The organism is Pseudomonas sp. D3-10 (assembly GCF_051132175.1).
Taxonomy (GTDB): Bacteria; Pseudomonadota; Gammaproteobacteria; order Pseudomonadales; family Pseudomonadaceae; genus Aquipseudomonas.
In genome coordinates, this window is sequence record NZ_CP071668.1 from 5,703,202 (window position 1) to 5,726,992 (window position 23,791).

Annotated in this window: 23 protein-coding genes; 12 read left to right on the forward strand and 11 right to left on the reverse strand. The window is 60.3% G+C overall.

What is annotated here, in order from left to right:
- The first annotated feature begins 195 nt into the window (after positions 1-195).
- Both J3P90_RS25895 and J3P90_RS25900 read left to right on the forward strand, forming a co-directional pair.
- Positions 196-1,068, forward strand: a complete 873-nt coding sequence (locus tag J3P90_RS25895) for a Tim44 domain-containing protein (RefSeq protein WP_434561548.1) — start codon at positions 196-198, stop codon at positions 1,066-1,068.
- Positions 1,069-1,205: 137 nt separating this feature from the next.
- Positions 1,206-1,613, forward strand: a complete 408-nt coding sequence (locus J3P90_RS25900) for an SMI1/KNR4 family protein (RefSeq protein ID WP_003187120.1) — start codon at positions 1,206-1,208, stop codon at positions 1,611-1,613.
- Between the two features lie 21 nt (positions 1,614-1,634).
- On the opposite strand, the gene J3P90_RS25905 is transcribed toward J3P90_RS25900, so the two are convergent.
- On the reverse strand, positions 1,635-3,398 hold the full coding sequence (locus J3P90_RS25905) for a cation:proton antiporter (protein WP_420766099.1): 1,764 nt from the start codon (positions 3,396-3,398) through the stop codon (positions 1,635-1,637).
- A gap of 265 nt (positions 3,399-3,663) precedes the next feature.
- Here J3P90_RS25905 and J3P90_RS25910 point away from each other — a divergent pair, with 265 nt between their 5' ends.
- Positions 3,664-4,149: an acyl-CoA thioesterase gene (locus J3P90_RS25910; RefSeq protein ID WP_039593237.1), complete on the forward strand. Its 486-nt coding sequence runs from the start codon at positions 3,664-3,666 to the stop codon at positions 4,147-4,149.
- 45 nt (positions 4,150-4,194) lie between these two features.
- Here J3P90_RS25910 and pdxY read toward each other — a convergent pair whose 3' ends face one another.
- Positions 4,195-5,067: a pyridoxal kinase PdxY gene (pdxY, locus tag J3P90_RS25915; protein ID WP_420766098.1), complete on the reverse strand. Its 873-nt coding sequence runs from the start codon at positions 5,065-5,067 to the stop codon at positions 4,195-4,197.
- A gap of 119 nt (positions 5,068-5,186) precedes the next feature.
- Between pdxY and J3P90_RS25920 the strand changes: the two genes are divergently transcribed.
- A complete protein-coding gene (locus tag J3P90_RS25920; RefSeq protein WP_434675596.1) occupies positions 5,187-5,609 on the forward strand; it encodes a DUF3301 domain-containing protein in 423 nt (140 codons plus the stop codon).
- A 12-nt stretch (positions 5,610-5,621) separates the two neighbouring features.
- Here the strand turns inward: J3P90_RS25920 and J3P90_RS25925 are convergent, their stop codons facing one another.
- On the reverse strand, positions 5,622-6,587 hold the full coding sequence (locus J3P90_RS25925) for a CobW family GTP-binding protein (RefSeq protein ID WP_434675597.1): 966 nt from the start codon (positions 6,585-6,587) through the stop codon (positions 5,622-5,624).
- A 27-nt stretch (positions 6,588-6,614) separates the two neighbouring features.
- Between J3P90_RS25925 and J3P90_RS25930 the strand changes: the two genes are divergently transcribed.
- Positions 6,615-6,968: an NADH:ubiquinone oxidoreductase gene (locus tag J3P90_RS25930; RefSeq protein ID WP_434675598.1), complete on the forward strand. Its 354-nt coding sequence runs from the start codon at positions 6,615-6,617 to the stop codon at positions 6,966-6,968.
- Here the strand turns inward: J3P90_RS25930 and J3P90_RS25935 are convergent.
- Both J3P90_RS25935 and zigA read right to left on the reverse strand, forming a co-directional pair.
- A complete protein-coding gene (locus J3P90_RS25935; protein ID WP_434561540.1) occupies positions 6,965-7,615 on the reverse strand; it encodes a DUF1826 domain-containing protein in 651 nt (216 codons plus the stop codon). The genes J3P90_RS25930 and J3P90_RS25935 overlap by 4 nt on opposite strands.
- Positions 7,615-8,823: a zinc metallochaperone GTPase ZigA gene (gene zigA / locus J3P90_RS25940; RefSeq protein WP_434675599.1), complete on the reverse strand. Its 1,209-nt coding sequence runs from the start codon at positions 8,821-8,823 to the stop codon at positions 7,615-7,617. Before zigA ends, J3P90_RS25935 begins: the two co-directional genes overlap by 1 nt.
- A gap of 130 nt (positions 8,824-8,953) precedes the next feature.
- On the opposite strand from zigA, the gene J3P90_RS25945 reads away from it, so the two are divergent.
- The 5 genes from J3P90_RS25945 to J3P90_RS25965 all read left to right on the forward strand — a co-directional run bounded on the left by J3P90_RS25945 (position 8,954) and on the right by J3P90_RS25965 (position 12,765).
- On the forward strand, positions 8,954-9,346 hold the full coding sequence (locus J3P90_RS25945; protein ID WP_434675600.1) for a glutamine synthetase: 393 nt from the start codon (positions 8,954-8,956) through the stop codon (positions 9,344-9,346).
- A 105-nt stretch (positions 9,347-9,451) separates the two neighbouring features.
- Positions 9,452-10,348, forward strand: coding sequence for a GTP cyclohydrolase FolE2 (gene folE2 / locus J3P90_RS25950; RefSeq protein ID WP_434676606.1), 897 nt, complete (start codon positions 9,452-9,454; stop codon positions 10,346-10,348).
- The gene (locus tag J3P90_RS25955) at positions 10,345-11,013 is read left to right on the forward strand and encodes a metal ABC transporter ATP-binding protein (protein ID WP_420766090.1); all 669 of its coding nucleotides are present in this window, start codon (positions 10,345-10,347) and stop codon (positions 11,011-11,013) included. The genes folE2 and J3P90_RS25955 overlap by 4 nt, the downstream gene beginning before the upstream one ends.
- On the forward strand, positions 11,013-11,879 hold the full coding sequence (locus tag J3P90_RS25960) for a metal ABC transporter permease (RefSeq protein ID WP_434675601.1): 867 nt from the start codon (positions 11,013-11,015) through the stop codon (positions 11,877-11,879). Before J3P90_RS25955 ends, J3P90_RS25960 begins: the two co-directional genes overlap by 1 nt.
- Positions 11,880-11,889: 10 nt before the next feature.
- Positions 11,890-12,765 carry a metal ABC transporter substrate-binding protein gene (locus J3P90_RS25965; protein ID WP_434561530.1) on the forward strand — a complete coding sequence of 292 codons (876 nt, stop codon included), beginning with the start codon at positions 11,890-11,892 and terminating at the stop codon, positions 12,763-12,765.
- A 2-nt stretch (positions 12,766-12,767) separates the two neighbouring features.
- Here J3P90_RS25965 and J3P90_RS25970 read toward each other — a convergent pair whose 3' ends face one another.
- Positions 12,768-13,289 (reverse strand): DUF3617 domain-containing protein, encoded by a 522-nt coding sequence (locus J3P90_RS25970; protein WP_420766087.1) that lies wholly within the window; start codon positions 13,287-13,289, stop codon positions 12,768-12,770.
- A gap of 140 nt (positions 13,290-13,429) precedes the next feature.
- Between J3P90_RS25970 and cls the strand changes: the two genes are divergently transcribed.
- Positions 13,430-14,869: a cardiolipin synthase gene (cls, locus tag J3P90_RS25975; protein ID WP_434675602.1), complete on the forward strand. Its 1,440-nt coding sequence runs from the start codon at positions 13,430-13,432 to the stop codon at positions 14,867-14,869.
- Here the strand turns inward: cls and cfaB are convergent.
- From cfaB to hflK (J3P90_RS26000), 5 genes are all read right to left on the reverse strand, one after another.
- Positions 14,866-16,053 carry a C17 cyclopropane fatty acid synthase CfaB gene (gene cfaB, locus J3P90_RS25980; RefSeq protein WP_420766085.1) on the reverse strand — a complete coding sequence of 396 codons (1,188 nt, stop codon included), beginning with the start codon at positions 16,051-16,053 and terminating at the stop codon, positions 14,866-14,868. The two genes, cls and cfaB, sit on opposite strands and share 4 nt — an antisense overlap.
- 190 nt (positions 16,054-16,243) lie before the next feature.
- A complete protein-coding gene (locus J3P90_RS25985; RefSeq protein WP_434675603.1) occupies positions 16,244-18,139 on the reverse strand; it encodes a heavy metal translocating P-type ATPase in 1,896 nt (631 codons plus the stop codon).
- Positions 18,136-19,188, reverse strand: coding sequence for a protease modulator HflK (hflK, locus tag J3P90_RS25990; RefSeq protein WP_434675604.1), 1,053 nt, complete (start codon positions 19,186-19,188; stop codon positions 18,136-18,138). The genes J3P90_RS25985 and hflK (J3P90_RS25990) overlap by 4 nt, the downstream gene beginning before the upstream one ends.
- Positions 19,185-20,222, reverse strand: coding sequence for a protease modulator HflC (gene hflC, locus J3P90_RS25995; RefSeq protein ID WP_434675605.1), 1,038 nt, complete (start codon positions 20,220-20,222; stop codon positions 19,185-19,187). The genes hflK (J3P90_RS25990) and hflC overlap by 4 nt, the downstream gene beginning before the upstream one ends.
- Positions 20,219-22,180, reverse strand: coding sequence for a protease modulator HflK (hflK, locus tag J3P90_RS26000; protein WP_434676607.1), 1,962 nt, complete (start codon positions 22,178-22,180; stop codon positions 20,219-20,221). The genes hflC and hflK (J3P90_RS26000) overlap by 4 nt, the downstream gene beginning before the upstream one ends.
- A 208-nt stretch (positions 22,181-22,388) precedes the next feature.
- Between hflK (J3P90_RS26000) and lpdA the strand changes: the two genes are divergently transcribed.
- Positions 22,389-23,789, forward strand: a complete 1,401-nt coding sequence (gene lpdA / locus J3P90_RS26005; protein WP_434675606.1) for a dihydrolipoyl dehydrogenase — start codon at positions 22,389-22,391, stop codon at positions 23,787-23,789.
- Positions 23,790-23,791: the final 2 nt, after the last annotated feature.

Sequence of the window (23,791 nt, forward strand, 5' to 3'; positions counted from 1 at the left end):
TATTCTGGAAACATTAAATATTTCCGATAGAACTTGTTCACCTTTCCTACAGCCCAAAGCGAACAAGGCTCCTTGCGCGAGCCGAACCTGAACCTTGGCTGTCACGCAAAAGCCCGAAACACTCTGCTGCTAGCCAGCAACAGTTCACCTGTGCAACATGGCGCGCGTGCTATCCACAAATGGGAATGCCTTTATATGAAACGTTTTCTTAGCATCGCCATGGCGTTGTGCATCGGCCTGACGATGGCCATCGACGCCAATGCCGCCAAGCGTTTTGGCGGTGGTAAAAGTTCGGGCGCAGCCCCGACTCATCAGACCAGCCAGATGGCGCCGTCGTCTGCCGCCGGGTCCACTGCCGCCACCGCGGGCGCGGCAGGTGCTGCTGGCGCGGCCACCAAGGCCAGCGGCGCTTCGCGCTGGCTCGGCCCCCTGGCCGGTATCGCGGCCGGTGGTCTGCTCGCTTCCATGTTCATGGGCGACGGCTTCCAGGGCATGCAGATCTTCGACATCCTGATCATGGCGGTCATTGCCTTCCTGGTCTTCCGTTTCATCGCAGCCCGTCGTCGCAAGCAGCAGGAGCAATTCGCTCCGGCCGGCCATGCGCCGATGCAGCGTGAAGTGTTCAACCAACAACCTGCCGGTGGCTCGATCTTCGGTGGCGCGGCTGCTCCAGTGGCGCGCCCGGTGATCAACGCACCTGCCTGGTTCAACGAAGAACGCTTCATCGAAGCGGCACGCAGCCATTTCATGTCCCTGCAGCAGCATTGGGACGCAAACGAAATGGACAAGATCGCCGAGTTCGTCACCCCGCAATTGCTGGAGTTCCTCAAGCGCGAGCGGGCCGAGTTGGGTGATGGCTATCAGTCCACCTACATCGATAACCTCCAGATACAACTCGAAGGCGTCGACGATCGCGCCGACAAGACTATCGCCACCCTGACCTTCGTCGGCGTGTCGAAAGACTCTCGCTTCGACCAAGGTGAAGCGTTCAGCGAAAGCTGGAACATGGAACGTGCCCAAGGCGAAAACCAGCCTTGGCTGGTCGCAGGTATCCGCCAGAACGGTTGAACCTTTGCGCGTTTCGCAGGTTGAAATAAAAGAACCCCGGCACTTGCCGGGGTTTTCTATTTCGCGGTTGCATCTACAGCGGGCTACTGTATAAACCGCCCTATAAAACCGCGCCATCGAGAAAGAGGATCCCGGACGTGGAAGAAATCATCGAACAATTACGCGAAGCCAACGAACCCGTACCGGTTCCATTGGAATTGCCCGACGAAGACTTGCTGGTGGAAATCGAAGAGCAGCTGTTCATCGATATCCCGTTCGTGTTCCGGGAGTTTTTGCTCACCGTCAGCGATGTCGTCTACGGCAGCCTGGAGCCGGTGACCGTTACCGATCCGCAGTCCCATACCTACCTGCCGGATGTGGCCGCCAATGCCTGGGATGCCGGTGTTGATCGAAGCCTGATTCCGATCTGCCAGGACGGCGATGACTACTACTGTGTCGAAGAAGACGGCACCGTAGTGCTATGGCAGGCAGAAGAGGAGCTGATCGCCGAGGAAACGTGGGAATCGGTATGGCACTGGGCAAGGGATGTCTGGTTGGAAAGTTGATGCTCTAGCGTCCGGCGCTGATCAATGCCCGGACGATCCCTTGTGATTGTCCAGCGTTTCGAGCAAGGCCACCTGCATTCGTGTATGCAGGCGGACAAACCAGCGCCAAAGCAGGGCCGCCAAGGCAATCGCGACCACTGCGATCCATACCAGCAGCTTGTTGGTCGGCAAGATACTGGCTGACAAGGCTGCCAGCAGCAGGAAAATCACCAGCAGCGAAAGGAGCGGAATCACTTCGGCGATCACGCGACGCACGCGCTGGGTGTGGCGGCCGGCCATCTCCGGCTTTACACCCATTTCCGCCAGCAGCATCGACAACGCCTTGAGCTTGCGGTACGCCGCGATCAGGAACGGTAGCGACAGGAACAGCGAGCCGCCCCAGATCAACGCTTTCTGCCAGCTCGGATCGCTGATCCAGTCTTGCAGATAGGCAGACACTCGTTCGGCAAAATACCCCCCCGAGACAAAAATCGCGATCACCAATGCCAGGTTGACGCCCACCTGCAGCATGATTCGCCTGATGATGGAAGCCAGCATGGCTCCCTCACCCTGTGGCTGGATGCTGCGCAACCATTCTCCATACATGCCCAGCACGCGCGTCAATCGCTGCGGCATTGCCGACGCCAATCTGACCGACAACGGATCAGCGGCCCGAATCAGATAAGGGGTCGACAATGTCGTGAGCACCGAGACAGCCACAGCGACCGGATAAAGGAAATCGCTGGTCACCTGCAGGGTCATCCCCAACGAAGCGATAATGAAAGAAAATTCGCCAATCTGTGAAAGCCCCATCCCGACTCGTAGAGAGGTGCGTCCATCATTTCCCGCGATAAAGGCGCCGAGACCACAAGAAAATATCTTGCCCAATACCACCGCGCAGGTAATGACTGCGATCGGCCACGCATATTGAAGCACAATGGCCGGATCGAGCATCAGCCCGATAGCCACGAAAAATATTGCGCTGAACAGATCGCGCACAGGCTCCACCAATCGCTCGATCTTCAGCAATTGTCGAGACTCGGCCATGATCGCACCGATCAGGAACGCCCCAAGCACCATGCTGTATTCCAGCTTTACCACCAGCAGGCAGAAGCCGAAACAAAGCCCCAGTACGGTAATCAACAACATCTCATTGCTGTCGAACTTCGCCACGTACGCCAGCAATCGCGGCACCAGCAGGATGCCGACGACCAACGCTACGATCATGAACAGCGACAGCTTGCCGACCGTGGAAAACACCTCGCTGGAGCTTACGGTGCCGCTGACAGCGATGCTCGACAGTAAAGCGATGATACCGATGCCGAGGATGTCCTCGACGATCAACACCCCGAAGATCAACTGCGCAAAGCGCTCGTTTTTCATCTTCAGGTCATTCAAGGCTTTGACAATAATCGTGGTTGAGGAAATCGCGAGGATCGCGCCGAGAAACAGCGAGTCCATGGCGCTCCAGTCGAACCAGCGACCAATTTCATAGCCGATCCATATCATCAATACGATCTCTAGGAACGCAGCGATAAACGCCGTGGCTCCCACCTTGAACAGTTTGCGCAGGCTGAACTCCAGGCCCAGGGAGAACATGAGGAAGATCACGCCGAGCTCGGCCAGGGTCTTGATCGTTTCTTCATCGTGAATGAAGCCGAACGGCGGCGTATGCGGGCCGATGATAAAGCCGGCGACAATGTAGCCCAGCACCACCGGTTGCTTGAAACGATGGAACAGTACGGTGACCAACCCGGCCGCCAGCAAGATGATCGCCAGGTCTTGAATGAAACTGATGGCGTGCATTGTGGGGCTCCTTGTCGAAACGACTCCAGGTGAAGTCGGGTACGTCCGTTTCTTTTGTAGGAATACCCGGCATGACGGGTTTTTTGCAGGTTAACACCGGGACTTCTTACGAAAAGACGGTGCAATATATGGAAACAGATCCACCCAAGCGTGACGGCAAGTCGTGGCGCAGCGTCCCGATATGAGTGGTTTGAACCCGCTCACCACATTCCAGCGCCCGCAGAGGCGCGCCCTCGAAACTGCTGCCTTGAACCGTGAGAACGTTATGGAACCCGGAAACGCCCAGCTGTCGATGACGGTGTTGATGACCCCCGATATGGCCAACTTCTCTGGCAATGTCCATGGCGGCACCTTGCTCAAGTACCTGGATGAGGTGGCCTACGCTTGTGCCAGCCGCTATGCCGGCCGATACGTGGTGACATTGTCGGTAGACCAGGTGATTTTTCGCGAGCCGATTCATGTCGGCGAGTTGGTCACCTTCCTGGCGTCGGTGAACTACACCGGCAATACCTCGATGGAAGTGGGCATCAAAGTCGTGACCGAGAACATTCGTGAGCGCTCGGTTCGCCATACCAATAGCTGCTTCTTCACCATGGTAGCGGTGGATGACCAGCGCAAGCCGGCGCCCGTCCCGCCGCTGCAACCGCAGAACAGCGAAGAGAAGCGCCGCTACGAACAAGCGCAGCAACGTCGCCAGATTCGCCAGGAACTGGAGAGGCGTTATCAGGAAATCAAGGCGGACGGGCCGTAACCCGCCGTCGAAATCAAGGTGGGAGCGAGCTCGCTCCCGCAGCGATCAAAGGCTGATCGGCATGGCCTCGAATCGCACGCGAGGATGGGCAATACGGTCCTGGGCGCGGACCAGCTGCAATTCGTAGCTTGCACACGCCTGGGTTTCCAACAGCACCTCATGCACGGCCGCAGCGGTGAATTCAAAGGCTGCCGACAGGCTGTCCCCCAACAGTATCCGCGCCAGGAACAGCCCCGACGTCAGGTCGCCGACTCCGACCGGTTGGCGGGGAAACGCCAGCAATGGACGGCGCAAGTGCCAGCTGCCTTCAGCCGTGACCAACAGCATCTCGAAGCTGTCTTCGGGCTTGCCGGGATAAGCCAGGTGCTTGACCAGCACGACTTTCGGGCCACGGGCCAACAGCGCACGGGCCATCGCCAGGCAGTCGAGTAGTGATTGCGCCTTGCGGCCGGAAAAACTGTCCAGCTCCAGCTGGTTAGGACACATGATGTCAGCCACGGCAGCGGCCTCTTCCAGCAGGAACCTGCCCACCTCGGGCGCGACAATGCAGCCCTTCTCCGCATGCCCCATGACCGGGTCGCACAGATACAACGCCTTGGGATTACAACGCTTGATGCGCGCCACACCCGACAGGATCGCCTGTCCCTGGGCTGCGCTACCCAGATAACCGGACAGCACCGCGTCGCAATTGCCCAGCTCGCCAATGGCCGCGATGCCCTCTACCAACAGCGGTATCTGGTCCGGCGGGAGCACTTCACCGGCCCACTGCCCGTATTGGGTGTGATTGGAAAACTGCACGGTGTTGAGCGGCCACACGTTTACGCCGACCCGCTGCATCGCAAACACGGCGGCGCTGTTGCCGGCATGGCCGAATATCACGTGGGACTGTATGGCAAGCAGATGGGGCGTGCGTTTCATGCGGGAAATGTCCGTAAAACGATTGAAATTCAAGCCGCGCAGTATGCGACTAAACGCAGCCTGTACGACAGACCGGCGACACAGTTAAGCTGACGGCAACTTGTTGGAGCTCTTCGTTCATGCTGACCCTTGGAAACATTTTCGTGCTGATGCTGCTGGCTACCGGCGGCGCCTGGCGGTGGCACAACCATGGCTTGCGCGAACGAGCCTTGGCGAGGGTCATGCAACATTGCGCCAACCTGAAAATCGAGCTGCTGGACGGCAACGTGGCGCTGCGAAAGATCGGATTCGTCAAGGACGCCAACGGACGGCGGCGCCTGGCACGTATCTATAATTTCGAATTCACGGTGACGGGCGAGACCCGTCATACCGGCACCATCACTCAGTTCGGTGCCCACAGCGCGCATATCGAACTGGCTCCCTACCCGATGCCCTTCGAAGAGGCCCCGCCCACGCCAGTTGAGCCGGTGCAGACCCGGCCCAGAGCTGAAGTCATCGAACTGAGCCAGTGGCGTCAGGAGCACAACAAATGGAAGCCTTGAAGCAAAGCTGATTCAGGTGCACCGAGCAATCAACAGACCCGTTTGCAGGCGATCAATGTCTTGCGGCTGGTCGAATATCAGCTCGATCCGCGAGTCTTCGCGCCATTCACTGGCTTGCCATTGCAGTGCCGCCGCTTCCAATGCATTGGCTGAAACCCAACCGTCGGCACTGTGGATAACCATCTTCGCGCGCTTCCAGTGATGATCTTTTAGCCAATGCGTAAGCGCCGCTGCGTCGAATTGCTGGCTGGGGTGCCAGCGCCAGCCGATACTCCAGCCGCCCTCCTGCTGTTGATACAGGCGGATCGGCACCGCCGGGTCGGTCCATATGGCCGCCATTCGACCCAGGCTTTTGGGCAGGCTCAAGTTATCCACAGCCTCGCTGCCCCGAGCCGCCAGGCCAGGCAATTGGTCGATCGGCAACGCTGCGTGCTGCGTCCAGTACAGCGTCCGTCCTGGCAGTTGCATCGCCAGCCGTTCCCGGTCGGCTTGCGTAAGGGTCTCGGATTTGTTCAGCACCAGCAGTCCGGCATCCGCCAGGGTTTGTCGCTGCGCATCGGGCAACGGCTTGCCGTCCGCCATCGCCTGGGCATCCAACACCAGCACGCAAGGTTGCACCGCCAGTACACCAAGCCAGGGTGCTTCGTTCAGCTGCCGCACCAACTGCACCGGATGGCCGAGGCCCGAGGGTTCGATAAACAGCCGATCCGGCCGAGCCTTGCGCAGTAGACGCCCAAGACCAATCTGAAACGGCGCGCCGTTGACGCAGCACAAACAACCGCCGGCCACTTCGCCCAGTGCGATACCATCGCCAGCCTGGGTCAGTAACGCGGCATCCAGGCCGATCTGACCGAACTCGTTGATCAGCACCGCCCAGCGCTCGCTGGCCGGGCGCTGGGCCAGAAGATGCCTGATCAGGCTGGTCTTGCCGGCGCCCAAAGGGCCGGCTATGACATGAGTGGGGATGTGCTGCAACATAATCGACGGCTTTCGATGGAGGTGAACATGCGAATGATCGGCTGGTTGTTACTGGCGCTGACGTCGAACCAGGTACTGGCCCAGGCTTGCGTGGTCCACAGCCAGGCGGAGCGGCTCGATGTGAAAGTCTGCCAGCAGAACCTCAACATTCCGCAGAAGCTGTTTGCCGATGGCTTCTGCCAGCCAAACCTGGCCGGCCAGAAGGTCGAGGTGCAATACGTCGATCAGTGCCCCGGCGGCGCGTTCGGCGTTTGCCGCAACGCTCAGGTCGCCAATATGCCTTACCGCCAGGATATTCACTACTACGGCGTGGCGACCGATGCCGCTTACCTGCAGCCATTTTGCGAAGGGCAAAGCCAGGGCACCTGGCTCAAGCCTTAAGCCAGCCAGTCCAGCGTGAGAATCAGGCGACGCTCTTGCGGGGCGGGTTCCGGTGAGCGGTGGATCAGGCCAAACCCCTCGTTGCCGTGCCATTTCTCGCCTTTAAGCAAGCCGACATCACCGCAACAGAACTGCTCGATCACTTGTGGATCCACCGGTTCGGCCTCAGGTTGCCCCAGGTGCTGGCGATCCATGACGCCCTCCTTGAGCCACTGGCTGCCGACGCCCCCATAGGTGGTCAGCAGCCGCACCGGTACGTGATCAACGTGAAAGCGCGGGCACATGGCCTTGTCCAACGTGCGAAGACGCAGACCGACCCGTTGCGCCCCCAACAGGCAAGCAAATGCGCAAACCAGCCAAGAGACGTCGGCGATAAAGCCTTCATAGCCGTGCAGGTCGCTGAAGCCTGCAGCCAAGCCTTGCAGCGCTGGCTGGGCGTCATCATCCGGCAAGTCGAGCACCCGTGATTCGGTCAATGGCTGGTCCAACGCAAGTACCAGTGCCGCGAAATCGCCGATGTGCGCGGGAAGCTGACGTTGCCAGACCGCCAGGTTGGTGCCGTCGTCCAGGATCTTCGTGAGTATCTCCGGTGTATCGCCTTGGACCTGCTGTACCTGCAATGCCCTTTTCAGACTCGGCGCCAGCATCACACTGCCGCCTCTTCATGCCATGGGCCGAATGGATCGGACAATAGCCGCCAACTTTCGACACCAAGGGCCAATTCCTCGTCGGTGAGCAGGCAGGCGTCCAATTCGGCGGTGAGTTGACCAAAGTCGATGTCCTGGCCAATAAACACCAGCTCCTGACGGCAATCGCCGGTGGCCACAGACCAGTTCTTCATGATGGCCGCGGTGCTCTCTTGGTCCTGCGGCCATTGGTTTTCTGGTACGAACCGCCACCAGCGCCCGGCAAATCCGTGGCGCATCAGGCCGCCGGCCTGGGACCAGCTCCCCGCCTCCTCAGGTTTGCTGGCCAACCAGAAGAACCCCTTGGAGCGCAGGAGCTTGCCATTTGGCCACGGACGGTCGATGAAGTTGAAGAAACGCTGGGGATGAAACGGCCGACGTGCCCGGTAGGCGGTCGAGGCAATGCCATATTCCTCTGTCTCAGGTACATGCTCGCCACGCAGTTCCTGTAGCCAGCCAGGCGCCTGGGCGGCGCGCTCAAAGTCGAAAAGGCCGGTGTCGAGAATACGGCCCAGCGGTACCTGACCCATGACCATTGGAATGATCTGCGCCTGGGCGTTGAGACGCTGCAGAATCGCGGTCAACTCTTCCCGCTCGTGTTGGCTGATCAGGTCGATCTTGCTGATCAGAATCACGTCGGCAAACTCGATCTGTTCGATCAGCAGGTCGGTGATCGAGCGTTCATCGTCCTCGCCCAGAGTTTCCCCCCGTGACGCCAGGCTTTCCGCGGCCTGATAATCCAGCAGGAAATTCACCCCATCGACCACCGTCACCATGGTGTCGAGCCGCGCCACATCGGCCAGGCTTCGGCCCTCCTCGTCACGAAACGTGAAGGTTTCGGCCACCGGCAACGGTTCGGAGATGCCTGTGGATTCGATCAGCAAATAATCGAAGCGCCCTTCCCGGGCAAGTTGCCCGACTTCTTCAAGCAAGTCCTCACGCAACGTGCAGCAAATGCATCCGTTGCTCATTTCCACCAGTTTCTCTTCCGACCGGCTCAAGCTGACGTCTCGCTGGACTTCGCTTCCATCGATGTTGATCTCGCTCATATCGTTGACGATGACGGCAACGCGAAGGTCATCCCGATTGCGCAGGACGTGATTAAGCAGGGTACTTTTTCCGGCACCGAGAAATCCGGAAAGCACGGTTACAGGGAGACGCTTGGTCATCAGAGGATCCTCGTTGGGACGCCGTTATTCACGGGGAGTCTTCAGGCATTGGTTCGATGAAAGGCTGGTCGATATACATGTTATAGTATAACAGTGCAAGCTGACCAAACGATTTCCATGGCGACACCGTATGCCGAGCTTTTCGAATCTTTTGCCGATAGGGCTGTTATTGCTATTTTCAGTGGGTGCTTCGGCTCACCCTCCCACGCCGGCCAATTGCACGCGCAGCGCCAATCTGCTCGCGTGCGTCGATGCACAAGGCAATGCCTACAGCGTTTTCACGGCAGGAAATACCTTTTATTTACGAGGTTTTGAGGCTACCGGACGGCGCTATTGGTCCCAGACAAATAGCCGTTATGGTCAGCTGACGTTTTTCACCGGGTTTGCTTCTGAAGGCGAAGCCTGGGTTGGATATAGCCGGCGCGTGGGTTGGACCACTATCAATCGCTTTTCCAGCTCCGGCGGGGGCGGTGGCCGGTTTGTATGCGGCCGTATGAGCGGGTGCGAGCAACCGAAACGCTGATGTTTCACGTGGAACGCTGCCCATGAAAAAGCATTCATGAAAAAGGCCTCGTCGCTTTTATTGTTATACTATAACATTCAAGCGAACCTCTTCTGGACCTTCAAGATGAATGCGTTAACTCTGCCAGACGTCGCGGCACAGGCATCTCGCCAGAACTTGCCGCTAGATTGGGTCGGCATGTGCGGCATTGCTGTACCGCTGTTGATCGACGGTCAACGCTTGAGCGCAACTGCTGACGCGGGCGTCAGCCTCGATGATGGCGAAGCTCGTGGCATCCATATGTCACGCTTGTATCTGGCGCTGGAGCCGCTCGAAAACTCCCCACTTTCGCCGTCTCTTTTACGACAGATTTTACAGAGCTTCCTTGATAGCCATGGGGGATTGTCCCGGCGCGCCTCGCTTAGCCTGAAGACGGATCTCATGTACAAACGCTCCGCCTTGATCAGCCCTCTTGCTGGGTGGAAGCTGTACCCCACCAAGGTGGACGCTCACTTGGACGATTCGATGTTCCACGTGGAACTTGAGATTCAAGTTCCGTATTCATCCACCTGTCCCTGCTCGGCAGCGCTCGCGCGTCAGCTCATTCAGCAACAATTCATCGAGGATTTTGCAAACAAAGCGCTCGAGCATGCCGACGTGCTCGCTTGGCTGGGCTCATCAAAAGGCATCGTCGCTACCCCTCATAGCCAACGCAGCCTCGCCACCTTGAAAGTACGGCTGAACACCGATATCCGTGAATTACCATGGCTGGCGCTGATCAACGAGGCCGAGGCTGCCCTGGGCACCGCTCTACAAACCGCCGTGAAGCGTGCGGACGAACAAGCCTTTGCCTTGGCCAACGGCCAGAACCTGATGTTCTGTGAAGACGCTGCGCGTCGATTGAACGTCGCGTTGCAAAAGATGCCCTGGATCTCCTCATTTGACGTGCGGGTGGTTCACGCTGAAAGCCTCCATGCCCACGATGCCGTCGCCCAGAGTCACTGGGTACGGGAGGCCTCATGATTCGTTGCCAAGCCTTGAGATGGGGTGCGCCGGGTCAACCGCTCACGCCCCCGCTGGACATGGAACGACCTGAAGGCAGCCTGACCGCCATCATCGGCGCCAACGGCTCCGGAAAAAGCAGCCTTTTAAAAGTGCTGGCCGGGTTGCAAAAGCCGCTATCTGGAACAGCTTCATTGAACGTGCCTCGGCGCGGCGGTGTTTCATTCCTGCCCCAGCAACAACACTTGGACCGGCATTTCCCGATCAGCCTGCAAGAGCTGGTTGCAGCAGGCTCATGGGGCCTTCGACAAAATCCTGCGACCCGAAACCAGCGACTCAAGGCCGTCCTGGACGATTGGAATCTAAGCGGCCTCGAACATCGCCCACTGATGGCTCTGTCGGGTGGTGAGCTACAGCGTTCCCTGCTCGCCCGGTTGAGCTTGGCCGAGGCACCCGTCCTGCTGCTCGACGAGCCTCATGCTGCGCTCGACGAAATGGGCCAGGCGCTGTTGTGGAAACATATTCACCAATGGCACCGAGAAGGTCGGACCTTAATGGTGGTCTGTCACGACCTCGCTGCGGTACATCGGCATGTTCCCCACACCTTGCTGATCAGTCCTACAGGTTGCGCATTGGGTCGCAGCGTCGACTTGATCGAACGGCCTCAGTACACGCAGGTCGCCTGATGCTCAGCGCACCCCACCTATGGCAGCCCTTCCTGGATTTCCTGTTCATGCGCCGGGCGTTGTTGGGCGGACTGGTACTGGCGTGCAGCACGGCTCCGCTAGGGGTGTTTCTGATTCTGCGGCGGATGAGCCTGATCGGTGATGCCGTGGCTCACGGCATCCTGCCGGGCGCAGCGCTCGGGTTCTGGTTCGCCGGCTTGAGCCTGCCTGCCCTGACCGTCGGAGGCCTGGGGGCCGGCCTGAGCATGGCCGGGCTCGCAGCGTGGATTACCCGCCGCACTGGACTGCGAGAGGACGCCAGCCTGGCGGCGATCTATCCCATATCCCTGGCGGCCGGCGTACTGATTCTCGGCATGGCCGGCAAACGCCTGGACTTGCTGCACCTGTTATTTGGTTCCGCACTGGCAGTAGACAGTCCGACACTCACCGGCATGCTCTGGGTTTGCGCCGCAAGCCTGGGTGCAATGGCGCTGATCTATCGCCCGCTGTTGCTCGATACCCTGGACCCCTTGTTTCTGCGGACAGTCAGTCGTCTGGGTCCGTTGGCCCACGGCGTGTTCCTGACACTTGTGGTGTTGAACCTGGTGATTGGCTTCCAGGCCATCGGAGCGCTGATGGTTGTGGGCCTGATGATGTTGCCTGCCGCGGCTTCGCGGTTCTGGAGCCGCCGCCTGCCGGCCCTGATGGCTTTGGCCGCACTATTCGGCTGCCTTTCGGTGTGGCTGGGCCTGCTGCTGTCCTTCTACTTCTCGCTGCCCAGCGGACCGGCCATCGTACTGATGGCGGGCGTGCTCTATTTGCTGTCCGTAGTATTCGGTCCGGTGCATGGCTTGCTGCGCCGCCCGCCTTTGCTCACATCCCAATGAGGTTTTGCCGATGCGCGCCCTGCTCCTGATATTCAGCTTGATGGTGTCCATGTCCTCCCCTGCTGCCGAAAAGCTGCAGGTTGTCACCAGCTTCAGCATCCTTGCCGACATGACCCAACAGGTCGGCGGCGAACACGTTCAGATCGTCAACATGGTCGGTCCCGACGCCGATGCACACACCTACGAGCCCACCCCAGACGATGCCAAGGCGCTGCTGAAAGCCAAGGTGATCATCAAGAATGGATTGGGCTTCGAGCCGTGGCTGGATCGCCTGGTCACCAGCACCGAAACCACCGCGCCGGTAATCAGTGCCAGCCGTGGCGTGATTCCACGTTCGTTGGACGAAGACGGGGAGACCATCCCAGACCCGCATGCGTGGCACAACCTTGCCAACGCCGTGCTCTACGTCGGCAACATCACGAAGGCATTGGAAGCAGCCGACCCGGCCAACAAGGCCGATTACGAACGTAACAGCCAGGCGTACCTGAAAAAGATCCATGCCCTACTCGCCGAAGCCAAGGCGAAGTTCACCGCTTTGCCACCCGGCAATCGCAAGATCGTCACTTCTCACGACGCCTTCGGTTATCTGGGCCAAGCCTACGGCATCGATTTCATGGCACCGCAAGGCTTGTCCACTGAACGCGAGCCATCGGCTGCCGAAGTGGCTGCCTTGATCACGCAAATCCGTCAGGCCAAAGTCAAAGCGGTGTTCATGGAAAACATCAAGGACGCACGCCTGCTCAAGCAAATTGCCGATGAAAGCGGCGCGCACATCGGCGGCACCTTGTACTCCGACGCCCTCGCCGCCAGCGGACCCGCGAGCACGTTTACCGGCCTGTTCGAGTACAACCTCAACACCCTGTACGAAGCGTTGAGCCAGCCCTGAAATCAAGCCCTCGGCTTGACCGTTCCGCAATCCTGCCCCAGCCACACGGCGCGGGTATCCAGGCTACCGTTCTGCTGGATGCCCGTGGCGTTGAACGTGCCATTGACCTTGGTGGTGAATTCGCGATCACTCTGGAAGGTCGCGATGCCACTGCCCTGGGCTTTCGGACAACTGAAGCGAAACTTCCATTGGTTGCCGGTCCGCTCGGTGATCTGCTGCTTGCACCCTGATTGCGGATCCTGCAGCGGGATGTCGTTGGTCTGGACTTGCTCCGGCGTCAGGCATACCCGAATACCTTTACCACCCATGGTGATGCCTTGCTTTTCCAGCATCGCTCGCTGCTCGGGCGTCATCTGGTTCTGCAACTGGCCGAGGATCAATTGCAGGTCAGGCAGATTCTGGTTATCGACCTTCATGTTGCTTGTCGTCAGTTCCCACAGGCCCGGTTGAAGCATCTGCGCATGAGCCGCTACAGGAACCGAGAAACCAATGGCCAAGGCCAAACCCAGCAGGCGAACTTTCATTGCAAAAACTCCAGAGGACAAGTGGCCGTTAGACGCTGCCGGCAAGCTTCGGTTCAGGCCAGCACAGGTGAATTAATTAGCGACATTCGTTGCGTAACATGGTCTGTTAAGCATTGAAACTTCAGGAGCACGGCTGCCCCATGGACTATTACGGCCCGCATGTTTTCGGTTACCTGATCGCGCTGCTCCACACCCTCGGTTCCATCGCTGCGGTCCATGCGGTACTCACCGTGCGAACCGCCCAAGGCTCGATCGCCTGGGCCCTGTCACTGGTGTTCATCCCTTATCTGACGCTTATTCCCTACCTGGTTTTTGGCCGCAGTACTTTCGACGGTTACATCAAGGCGCGACGACAGGCCAACGAAGAGATGCGCAAGGCGATCTCCGAGCTGAACTGGCGGCCTTGGGTCGAAGAGGCGCTCACAGCCCGCGCGTCTCACGCTTATGCTTCCTTGCGCGCCATGCCGAAGCTCGGACGCGCGCCTTGCCTGGCGAATAACCAGGTGCGGCTGCTGGTGGATGGCCACGCCACGTTCGAGGCGATTTTCCAGGCCATGGAAAGTGCGCGGGAAGCCATTCTGATCCAATTCTTCATCATCCATGACGACCGTCTCGGCCAACGCTTGCACGCGTTACTGTTGAAGAAAGCAGCCGAGGGCGTGGCGGTATACCTGCTTTATGACCGTATCGGCAGTCACTCCCTGCCCCACCGTTATGTCCAGGCACTGCGCGACGGCGGCGTCCATGTGAAAGCCTTTGCCACCCGCAGCGGTTGGTTGAACCGGTTCCAGGTCAACTTCCGCAACCATCGCAAGATCGTGGCCGTGGACGGCGTCCTGGGGTTTGTCGGTGGTCACAACGTGGGCGACGAATACCTGGGCGAAAAGCCTCCGTTGGCCCCATGGCGCGACACCCACGTCGAAGTGCGCGGCCCCGTGGTGGCGAGCATGCAGGAATCCTTTGCGGAAGACTGGTTCTGGGCCGCCCGTGCATTGCCGCCATTGATCCTGCCGGACACCTATCCGGATGGCGGCGTGCTCTGCCAACTGCTGGCCAGCGGTCCGGCGGACGCGCAGGAAACCTGCTCATTGTTTTTCGTCGAAGCGATCCACGCCGCAAACGAGCGAATCTGGATCACCACGCCTTACTTCATCCCTGACGAAGCGGTCTTTGCGGCGCTGCGCCTGGCCGTCTTGCGCGGCGTGGATGTGCGTATCCTGCTACCTTCGCGGCCCGATCACAAAATCGTCTACGCGGCGTCCAGCCTCTATGCATTCGAAGCGGTGCGGGCCGGCGTCCGGGTGTTTCGTTATGAGCCAGGATTCCTGCACCTGAAAGTCGTACTGATCGATCAGGAAATAAGCGCGATCGGCAGTGCGAACCTGGATAACCGTTCGTTTCGATTGAATTTCGAAGTCATGCTGCTGACCGTTGATATCGCGTTTGCCAGCGAAGTGGAGCAAATGCTCGAGAAGGATTTTGCCCAAGCCCACGAAGTGGCCAAACAAGAAAGCCGGGAGACCCACCGCCTGCAAAAAATCGGCATGCGAATCGCCCGGCTCATTTCGCCGATTCTTTAAGGCGTGTAAATGTCGTCGCGAGTCCAAGGCAATTCATGGCTGCCATCGGCATGGGCCTTGACCGCGAGAATCTGGTGCAGGTTTATCCAGCCCTTGGCGAACGCGTAGGCGCAGCCCGCCAGATACAGCCGCCAGATTCGCAAGGCCTGCTCCGGTACTTCCCTGGACGCGGCTTCGAGGTTGTCCTCCAAACGCTCGCTCCAATGATCGAGGGTGCGCGCGTAGTGCATGCGCAGGCTTTCTACATCGACGATTTCCAGCCCGGCTTCGCTGATTTCGGCAGAGATCATCGACAGATGCGGCAACTCACCATTGGGAAACACGTATTTCTCGATGAATTCGCCCGCCCCGCGCCCTACCGGACGGCCATCGGTGTGCTTGGCGGTGATACCGTGATTCATCACCAAGCCGCCTTCACGGACGGCACCGAACAGCGTCTTGCAGTACTGGGCCAGGTTGGCGTGCCCCACGTGTTCGAACATGCCGACACTGACCACTTTGTCAAAACGTCCGTCCTGGGGCAGGTCCCGATAGTCCAGCAACTGCAGCTCCACCTGATCTTCCAGGCCTTCAGCCTTGACCCGCTCCCGAGCCAGGGCGAGCTGCGCCTTGCTCAGGGTAATGCCAAACACCTTGGCTCCGAATTCCCGCGCCGCGAAACGCGCCAACCCGCCCCAGCCACAGCCAACGTCCAACAGATAGTCTCCGGGTTGCAGGCGCAGCTTGCGGCACAAATGGCGGAATTTCGCTTGTTGCGCTTGTTCGAGGGTTTCGCTGCCGGTCTCGAAATAAGCGCATGAATACACCATGTCGCTGTCGAGCCAGAGCTGATAAAACGCATTGGACAGGTCGTAGTGATAGGAGATCGCCTTGGCGTCGGTTTCCTTGTCGTGGACAGTACGCACCGGCAAGTTGCTGTCGTCTTCGTCCACCAGGGCCTGGCTCAGCTCGTCACATACACGAATGACTTCATTGATAGAGCCTTCAAGCTCGAGTTTGCCTTCGACAAACGCTGCACCCAGTGCATCCAGGCTGGGGTGGGTGAATTGCGCGACCACTTGAGGGTCCTTGACCACAATCGTGACGCTGGGATCGGCACCGAGCGTGAACTCATGGCCATCCCAGAGCCGCAAACGAAGCGGTAGATGCAGATTCTGTAAGGCCGGCGGAAGTTGAGCGAGCATGAAAAATCCCCCCTTTGTTTCAGACGTCTGAAATGAGGGTAGACCATGCTAGAAAAATAGCAGGCTATCGAATTTATAGCCTTTTTCTATCGCCCTGTTACCAGCTGTGTTTTAGCAGTGACTGCTGGCGAAGGAGTGCCCTCTCGTAAGTGACCGCGGGCGCCGCCAACAGTTCGCTCCAGCTCGCTCGTTAGATTCTCAACAGCGGTTCCTGGAACCGCAGCAGACGCCCAGCGTTTCCCAGCACCAACAGGGTGCTCAAGTTGTGCAGCAACGCGGCGATCATCGCGCCCGCCGCGCCCAGCCAGCCAAATGCGGCGAAGGCAACGATAGCGAGCGTCCAACCCAGGCCGATGATGACATTGACCTGCAACGTACGTCGGCACTGCCGGCTCAACCGTACACAGGTTCCAAGGCGCCTCAGATCACTGCCAATTAGGACGATATCCGCCGACGCAAGCGCGATATCCGCCCCGCCGGCACCCATTGCGACCCCCACCACCCCGGCCTTCAGCGCCAGGGAATCGTTGATCCCGTCACCCACGACCATCGGCCGGAAGCCGTGACCGATTTCGGCCATGACCCGTTTAAGTTTGTCTTCCGGCAAAGCCTGCGCTTGCAGATCGTTGATACCAACCTGCTGCGCCAACGCAGTCGCCACGCTTTGGCGATCTCCGGTCAACAACAATTGGCGACCCAGGCCAAGCTCGCGCAACTCGACCATGGCTGCCCGCGCTTCTGGTTTGACGCTGTCGGCCAGCAGCAACCAGGCGAGAAATTGCCCGTCGAGGGCCAAGCCGGCGATTGGGCCGTCATGCTCGGGAATGGCCGGCGTCTCGATTCCCAGCCGGGCGAACAACTCGGGACGACCAAGTGCGGCTTCGCCCCGTCCGGTCATGGCCACCACGCCCAGGCCCTGGCGTTCGTGTACATCGCTAAGCGGCAGATAATGTTGCGCAGCCACCTGCCCTGCCAGCGCGCGGCTGACCGGATGACTGCTGGCCGATCCGAGGCTGGCGGCCAAAGGCAGCAGCTCGGAGCGATCCGCCGAGGCGCCTTGTATCGATTGCAGTTGCAATGTGCCGTAGGTCAAGGTTCCGGTCTTGTCGATGACCAGCGAGGTCAGGTCGGCCAGCTCCTCCAAGAAAGCCGAGCTGCGAATCAGGATCCCGTGACGTGCAGCCACCGCAATCCCGGCAATGGCCGTTGCCGGCGCTGACAGCACCAAGGCGCAGGGACACGCCGCCACCAGGACCGCGAGCATCGCCTGGGCATCGTTCGTGACAAACCAGGTCACCGCCGCCAGCAGCAACACCAGCACCAGGTAACGACCGGCGTAGCGTTCGAGCAAGCGGGTAATCGGCGGCTTGGAACGCTCGGCGTTTTGCATCAGGGCAATGACCTTGCCCAGCGTCGACGCTTCGCCAATGCGCGTCACTTCCAGGCGCAGCAAACCGTCGAGGTTGATCGCGCCGCCAAACACATCCATCCCCGCGACCGCCTCCACGGGTACGGACTCGCCCGTGATGGGCGCGGTGTCGAGGCTCGCTTGCCCGGACAAGACTCGCCCGTCGGCAGGCACCCTGTCACCGGCGCGAACCTCCACCACATCGCCTGGTCGTAGCGTGCCGTTATCGACTTCGATGACCGAGCCGTCGGCCTGCACTTTGCGACCTTGGCTGCGGGTCAACTGGCCGAGGGCGTGGATGGCTTCCTGGGAGCCGATCACACTGCGTTCTTCCAGCACGTGACCGAAGATCATGATGATGGGCAACAGCGCGGCCGTCAGCAGATCGCCGGTGGCCCAGGCCCCAAGCATTGCCAAGGCGATGAGTTGATCCGTGATCCCATGCAAGCTCGGATACCGCAAGCTGTACCAGGCGGAACGCATTACCGGCACCGCTACCAGCAACGAGGCAGCACCCAACAACAACTGGCTGACACCGTTTTGCGCTGGCGACCAACCGCGCCATGCCAGGCCCAAGGCGAGCAGCCCGAGTGCGAGCATCGCCAAGGTCAGCTGCCGAGCGGCTGCACGCTGTTCGGCAGAAGACAACATCGGTGAGGCAGTGGCTTGAGCAGTCATTGCCCGGCTCCTTGGATAATCAAGCGGGAATCGTCTTTCGGATCGACCGTGGTCACCGACCCGGCCCGACGCAGGATTTCAGGCATGCGTTCACGGTACAGCCGCCACGGCATCTGCGGATCGCTGCCCTGGGTCTTGGCCAAGCCGAACACCGAAGCGGTGTCGGACGACGCTTTGGCGAGCCGTTCGCCAGCCTGGGCATGGGCCACCTGCAAGGCCCGGTCGGCCTCCTGGCGGGCTGACTGGGTCTGTTTTTCCGCCTCGGTACGGGCGCTGGCGACGGCTTTGTCGGCCTGCTGGCTGGCGGTCAGTACTGCGTTGAAAGCCTCCACGGCAGGCCCGGGCAGGCTCGACTGCACGTCGACTCGCACCACTTCGATTCCCAATCCCTGCCCTGTCGCGGCAAGATCAGCGAGTCGCCGGTTGATACCTTGCACCAGATCGCCACGAAGGCGCTCCCGACGCTCCGCGGCCTGGCTATCGCTACCCAACAATTCGGGGCGCGCCACCAGGATCGTGTCCAGGTCCCGGGCTGCGGCAAGAGCCACGGCACTGCGGGTCGCCAACCGATCCAGGGCCGGCAAGACGTGCTCGCCTTGCAGGACAAACGCGTAAGGGTCGGTGACCTTGTAGAAAACCCGCACGTCCAGCTGCACCACGCCGGCGTCACCGGTCAATAAATAACCAGAACCCGCCAAGGCATCCGTCACTGGCGAAGCGAAGCTGGCCACTCGATCGGCCTGTAGCGCCGCATCCGAGCGGAGCAGATTTTCTACGCGGCGTTCCAGGACTCGATCCGCCGCCGGCAGTAGGATCACCTGTTCCACGGGACGAGGCCATGCCCATAAAAGTCCCGCGTTCTGGACACGATCCAGTGCGCCAAAGTGTAAAACCATCGCGCGGTCCTGCGGAGCGACCTGCCGCACATTGGCGAATAACCAGGCCAACGCGGCAAGGACAGTGACCGCGTAAAGCGCAAGGAACGACAGGCGTCCGGCCTGAATCCATGGACTGGACAGCTCGTTTGTTCCACGTGGAACCAAACTCATGGCTGGGTCCCGCCCTTGGGTTCCAGTGAAGGAGGGCCGTCCACCAACACCCGGAATGGCGCCGCGTCTGTGCGCAGAATCAGCTTGGTGCCCGGGCTGACGATGGTCTCCAAGGTATCCAGCGAGCGAAGCAGATTGTAAAGCTGGGGCGAACCCGCATAGGCCTTTCCATAGATCTGCGCCGCCTCCACGCGAGATTGTGCCTCTATCTGGGCAGCTTTGACGGTGGCGTCGGCTTGCATGATTCGCGCGTCACGTTCAGCCGCCGAACGAATTTGTGCTGCTTCACGCTTACCGATGGCGGTGCGCTCCGTGGCGATGGTTTCTCGTTCGGCACGCATGCGGTCCACGGTTGCGGTAAGCGTTACCGAAGGCAAAGTCAGGCGCTCGATGCCCACTTGCAAGACCCGCACACCATAGGTTGTCAGCAGTTGCTGCTCGATCTGTTGACGCAGTTGGGTTTCAAAATCGACGATGCGCACTTGGCTGGCATCGGTATTGACCAGATTCGCCAAATCGAAACTGGCGGCCGTGGTCTCCAGCGCCGAGCCGACAAACGTGCGTATTTGCCGTGCGGCTTCGTCTGGCTGGTTCTGCACTGCCCGCATGAAACGCTGCACATTTTCCGGGTCCGCTTGCACCTGCCACGTGACATAGGCCTGAACAATGATTCGCAGCCCATCGCGAGTACCGACATCCTGCAATCCGCTGGAGCTGGTACGTAACCGCAAATCCACCGGGACCGCTGCTTCGAATGGCGCCGGCCAGCGCCAGCCCAGGCCTGGTTCCAGCAGCACTCGCGCCGGGTTGCCAAAACGGGTGATAACGGTGGCCTCCCCCGAGCGCACTTGCACCAGGCTGGCAGCCGCTATGGCAAACACTACCAACAGCGTTGCCCAGCCCATGCGCCTCCAGGGAAACGGACCAGCCTGCTGCGGGTCGCCGTGGTGATGATGATGCCCGTGGTGATGACCAACATGGCCGTGATCGTGACCACCGTGGTCGTGATGGTCGTGAGACGAAGACTGGCTCAATGGGCAGCTCCTGGCAGGACAGGGTTACGTGGCGACGCAGGGTCCGCCGGCAGCGGGAAAGTGCGCAGATCCAGGGTCGGCGCGTTGCCGCTGCCGCCCACGCGATGATCGAGAATCAGCAGATTGGCCTTGTCCAGGCCATGGCTCAGTTGGCTGAAGTACTGCTCAAGGAGGAAGGCGTGGCCTGCCTTCGCATAGGCTTGGCGTTCGGCATCGAAGCGCAGGCCCGCGGCTTGGGCGGCGGCGTTGATTTCCCTCGCCGTGGCTTGGGCCTGGTCATGGGCGATGCTGGCTTGCAGTTGCGCCTGGTTGGTCTGTTCAGCCGCGGCGCCGCGCTCCCGGGCGATCAATGCCTGCGCGCCGATCTGCGCCGCTTGCACACCGTGATAGGCATTCGCCGCGCCAGCCGGAGGGTGGATCGCCTCGACCACTGTCGCAAGAATCTCAACGCCGCTGTCCAACGATTGCAAGTCAGCCTGCACCGCACGGCCGATTTCGTCGGCCAGGCTGACACGGTCCGCGCCCAGCAAACCGTCCAGCGTGCGCGATGCGAATTCATGCACGAGGATGCGGCTGGCCGTGCTGCGGATCAGCGTTGGCACATCGGCACTGTTGTACGTCGCAGCAAGTGCTGCGGCATCCGTCAGGCCGATGCGATATACAAAGCGCACATCCATGTTGACGATCTCGAAGCTTTGTTTATCGGCACGCCGGCTGGCGATGACTTGGGATTTATCGTTCACATGCGTGGCGTCCCATAACCGATTGGCGTTGACCGGCGCCGGTCCTTCGGCCGGTTCCGCTTGCACAAGCGCGTTGCTATCGCCAACGCTGGTCGCCAATTCATGCACGACACCATTTTCCACTTTGAGCACCCTCCCCCACGGCCAAGGGAGGCCCACATGCAGGCCTGGGCCAAGGACTTGCACCGGCTCGCCGAATCGCTCGTAGATCCCGCGCTCCTGCAACGCCACTTCATGCACGCCGGTGAGCGACCAGCCCACCAGCGCCACCAGCGCCAGCACAGGAAAGAAGGCCCGGCGCATATAGCTGAACGCCCAGATCTGACGCAGGTCGATGCCGAAACGGTTGTGCAACTCGTGCTGCAAGACCAGCAACGGTTGCGGCGGCCAGCGCAGCAGATCGGCGACAAAGCTGCGACCCATCAGCGTCGGCTCGAGGGAGTCGCGGCGCGGGATGAATAAGGAGAGTATGGCGCGCAACAGCAGCTCCACCGCGACCAGCCCTGGCAACACCCCGATCAACACTCCCAGGCGCGTCGGCCAGATCGACGTATCGGCGGCGAACAGCAGGCACAATGCGCCAAGGACAAGCACGGCGATCGCCACCCGCGCGAGCTGTGCCAATGGCAAGGCTTCCGGCCACTCGATTGGCGGTTGCTGGGCCAGTTGGCGTTCAAACACCAGCAAGCTGAACGCCAGCAATAACGAGACCACCGCCCCGACACTCGCCCACACCCCAAGCGATGCAGCAGGCAAATCTAGATTCCAGGCTTGCTCAAGACTCAGCAACGCCAGGAGCGCCCAACCGGAAAGCCACAACGCGGGCGCCCCGATTTGCTTCAGCAGACCGACCCAGCGGGCGCTGATCCCCTCGAGCATCCGCTCATACCAATCCGAGTCCTCAACCGGCTCGGTTTCAACAGGTGCGTTGTCCACCGCAGGCGCCAGCGCCTCGCTGCGCCAACGCGTCACCCACCCGGCCGATTGCAGGCTCGCCAACAACACAACAAGGCCGGCGCTTTGGCTGACCAACAGGGCAGGCCACAAGGATTGCGGCGAGAACAATCCGATGAAAAACGCCACTACCAGGCCCAATCCCGCCAGGCCGGCCAGCGCCAACGCGATCCGCTTCAAGCGGCGTGTCTGGAGCGCAGCACGCTGAAAGCGCGGCCACTCGGCCACCCGTGCCCCTTCGATTTCTAGATCGACTTGCATGTCATCCCAGCGCATGTGGAAAAACCAAATTCAGGGCTGTGGATAAAAACCGCCACCGCTCCGCTACGTTCGTTACTTTATAACCGGTGCTGTGAAATTTCCGTGTTGAATTTTTCACGGCCAGCCCTGGTGACTTTAGCCTTGACCGTAATCTCTGGAAACGCTCATATTACGTGCATAATTTTTTGGACGAGGCGGGAGAACAGTGATGAGCGATTACGACGTGATCATTCTGGGCGGCGGTCCCGGCGGCTATAACGCAGCGATTCGGGCCGGGCAGTTGGGCTTGAAGGCCGCCTGCATCGAAGGCCGCGCAACGCTGGGCGGCACCTGCCTGAACGTCGGTTGCATGCCCTCCAAGGCACTGCTCCACGCGTCTGAGCTGTACGAAGCGGCCAAGGGCGCGGAATTTGCCAATCTGGGCATCAACGTCAGCCCTACCCTCAACCTCGCGCAGATGATGAAACAAAAGGACGAAAGCGTGGCGGGCCTGACCAAGGGCATCGAGTTTCTGTTTCGAAAAAACAAGGTTGATTGGATCAAGGGTTGGGGCCATATCGATGGGCCCGGCAAGGTGAGCGTCACCGGCGGCGATGGCGGCAAGGTTGAACTCGGCGCCAAGGACATCGTTATCGCCACCGGCTCCGAGCCGACGCCACTGCCCGGAGTAGAGGTCGATAACCGGCGCATCCTCGATTCCACTGGCGCATTGTCCCTCGGCGAAGTGCCCCGTCACCTGGTGGTCATCGGCGCGGGGGTCATTGGGCTGGAACTGGGCTCAGTCTGGCGACGCCTGGGCGCTGAAGTGACCGTGGTGGAATACCTCGATCGCATCTGCCCGGGTGTGGATGCGGACACCGGCAAGACCTTGCAGAGAGCCCTGGCGAAACAGGGCATTCAATTCAAGCTGGGGGCCAAGGTCACTGGCGCCGTGTCCTCGGCCAACGGCGTGCAGTTACAGGTCGAATCCGCAGCAGGCGGCAATGCGCAGACGTTGGACGCCGATTACGTGCTGGTCGCCATTGGCCGCCGGCCTTACACACAAGGGCTGGGGCTGGAAAATGTCGGGTTGACGACCGACCCGCGTGGCCTGCTCGCCAACAAGCGCCACCGCACTGAGGCGCCCGGTGTCTGGGTGATTGGCGATGTCACGTCCGGGCCGATGCTCGCCCACAAGGCCGAAGACGAGGCCATGGCCTGCATCGAGCAGATTGCCGGCAAGGCCGGCGAGGTCAATTACGACCTGATCCCCAACGTGATCTATACCCGGCCGGAACTGGCCAGCGTCGGCAAGACCGAGGAACAGCTCAAGGCTGCGGGCCGCGCCTACAAAGTCGGGAAATTCCCTTTTACGGCCAACAGCCGGGCGAAGATCAATCACGAAACCGAAGGGTTCGCCAAAGTGTTGGCCGATGAGCACACCGACGAGATCCTCGGCGTGCATCTGGTTGGCCCAAGCGTCAGCGAAATGATTGGCGAATACTGCGTAGCGATGGAATTCGGCGCCTCGGCCGAAGACATCGCCCTGATCTGCCACCCTCACCCGACCCGCTCGGAGGCATTGCGCCAGGCGGCGATGGATGTGGAAGGAATGGCGACGCAGATGTAGCG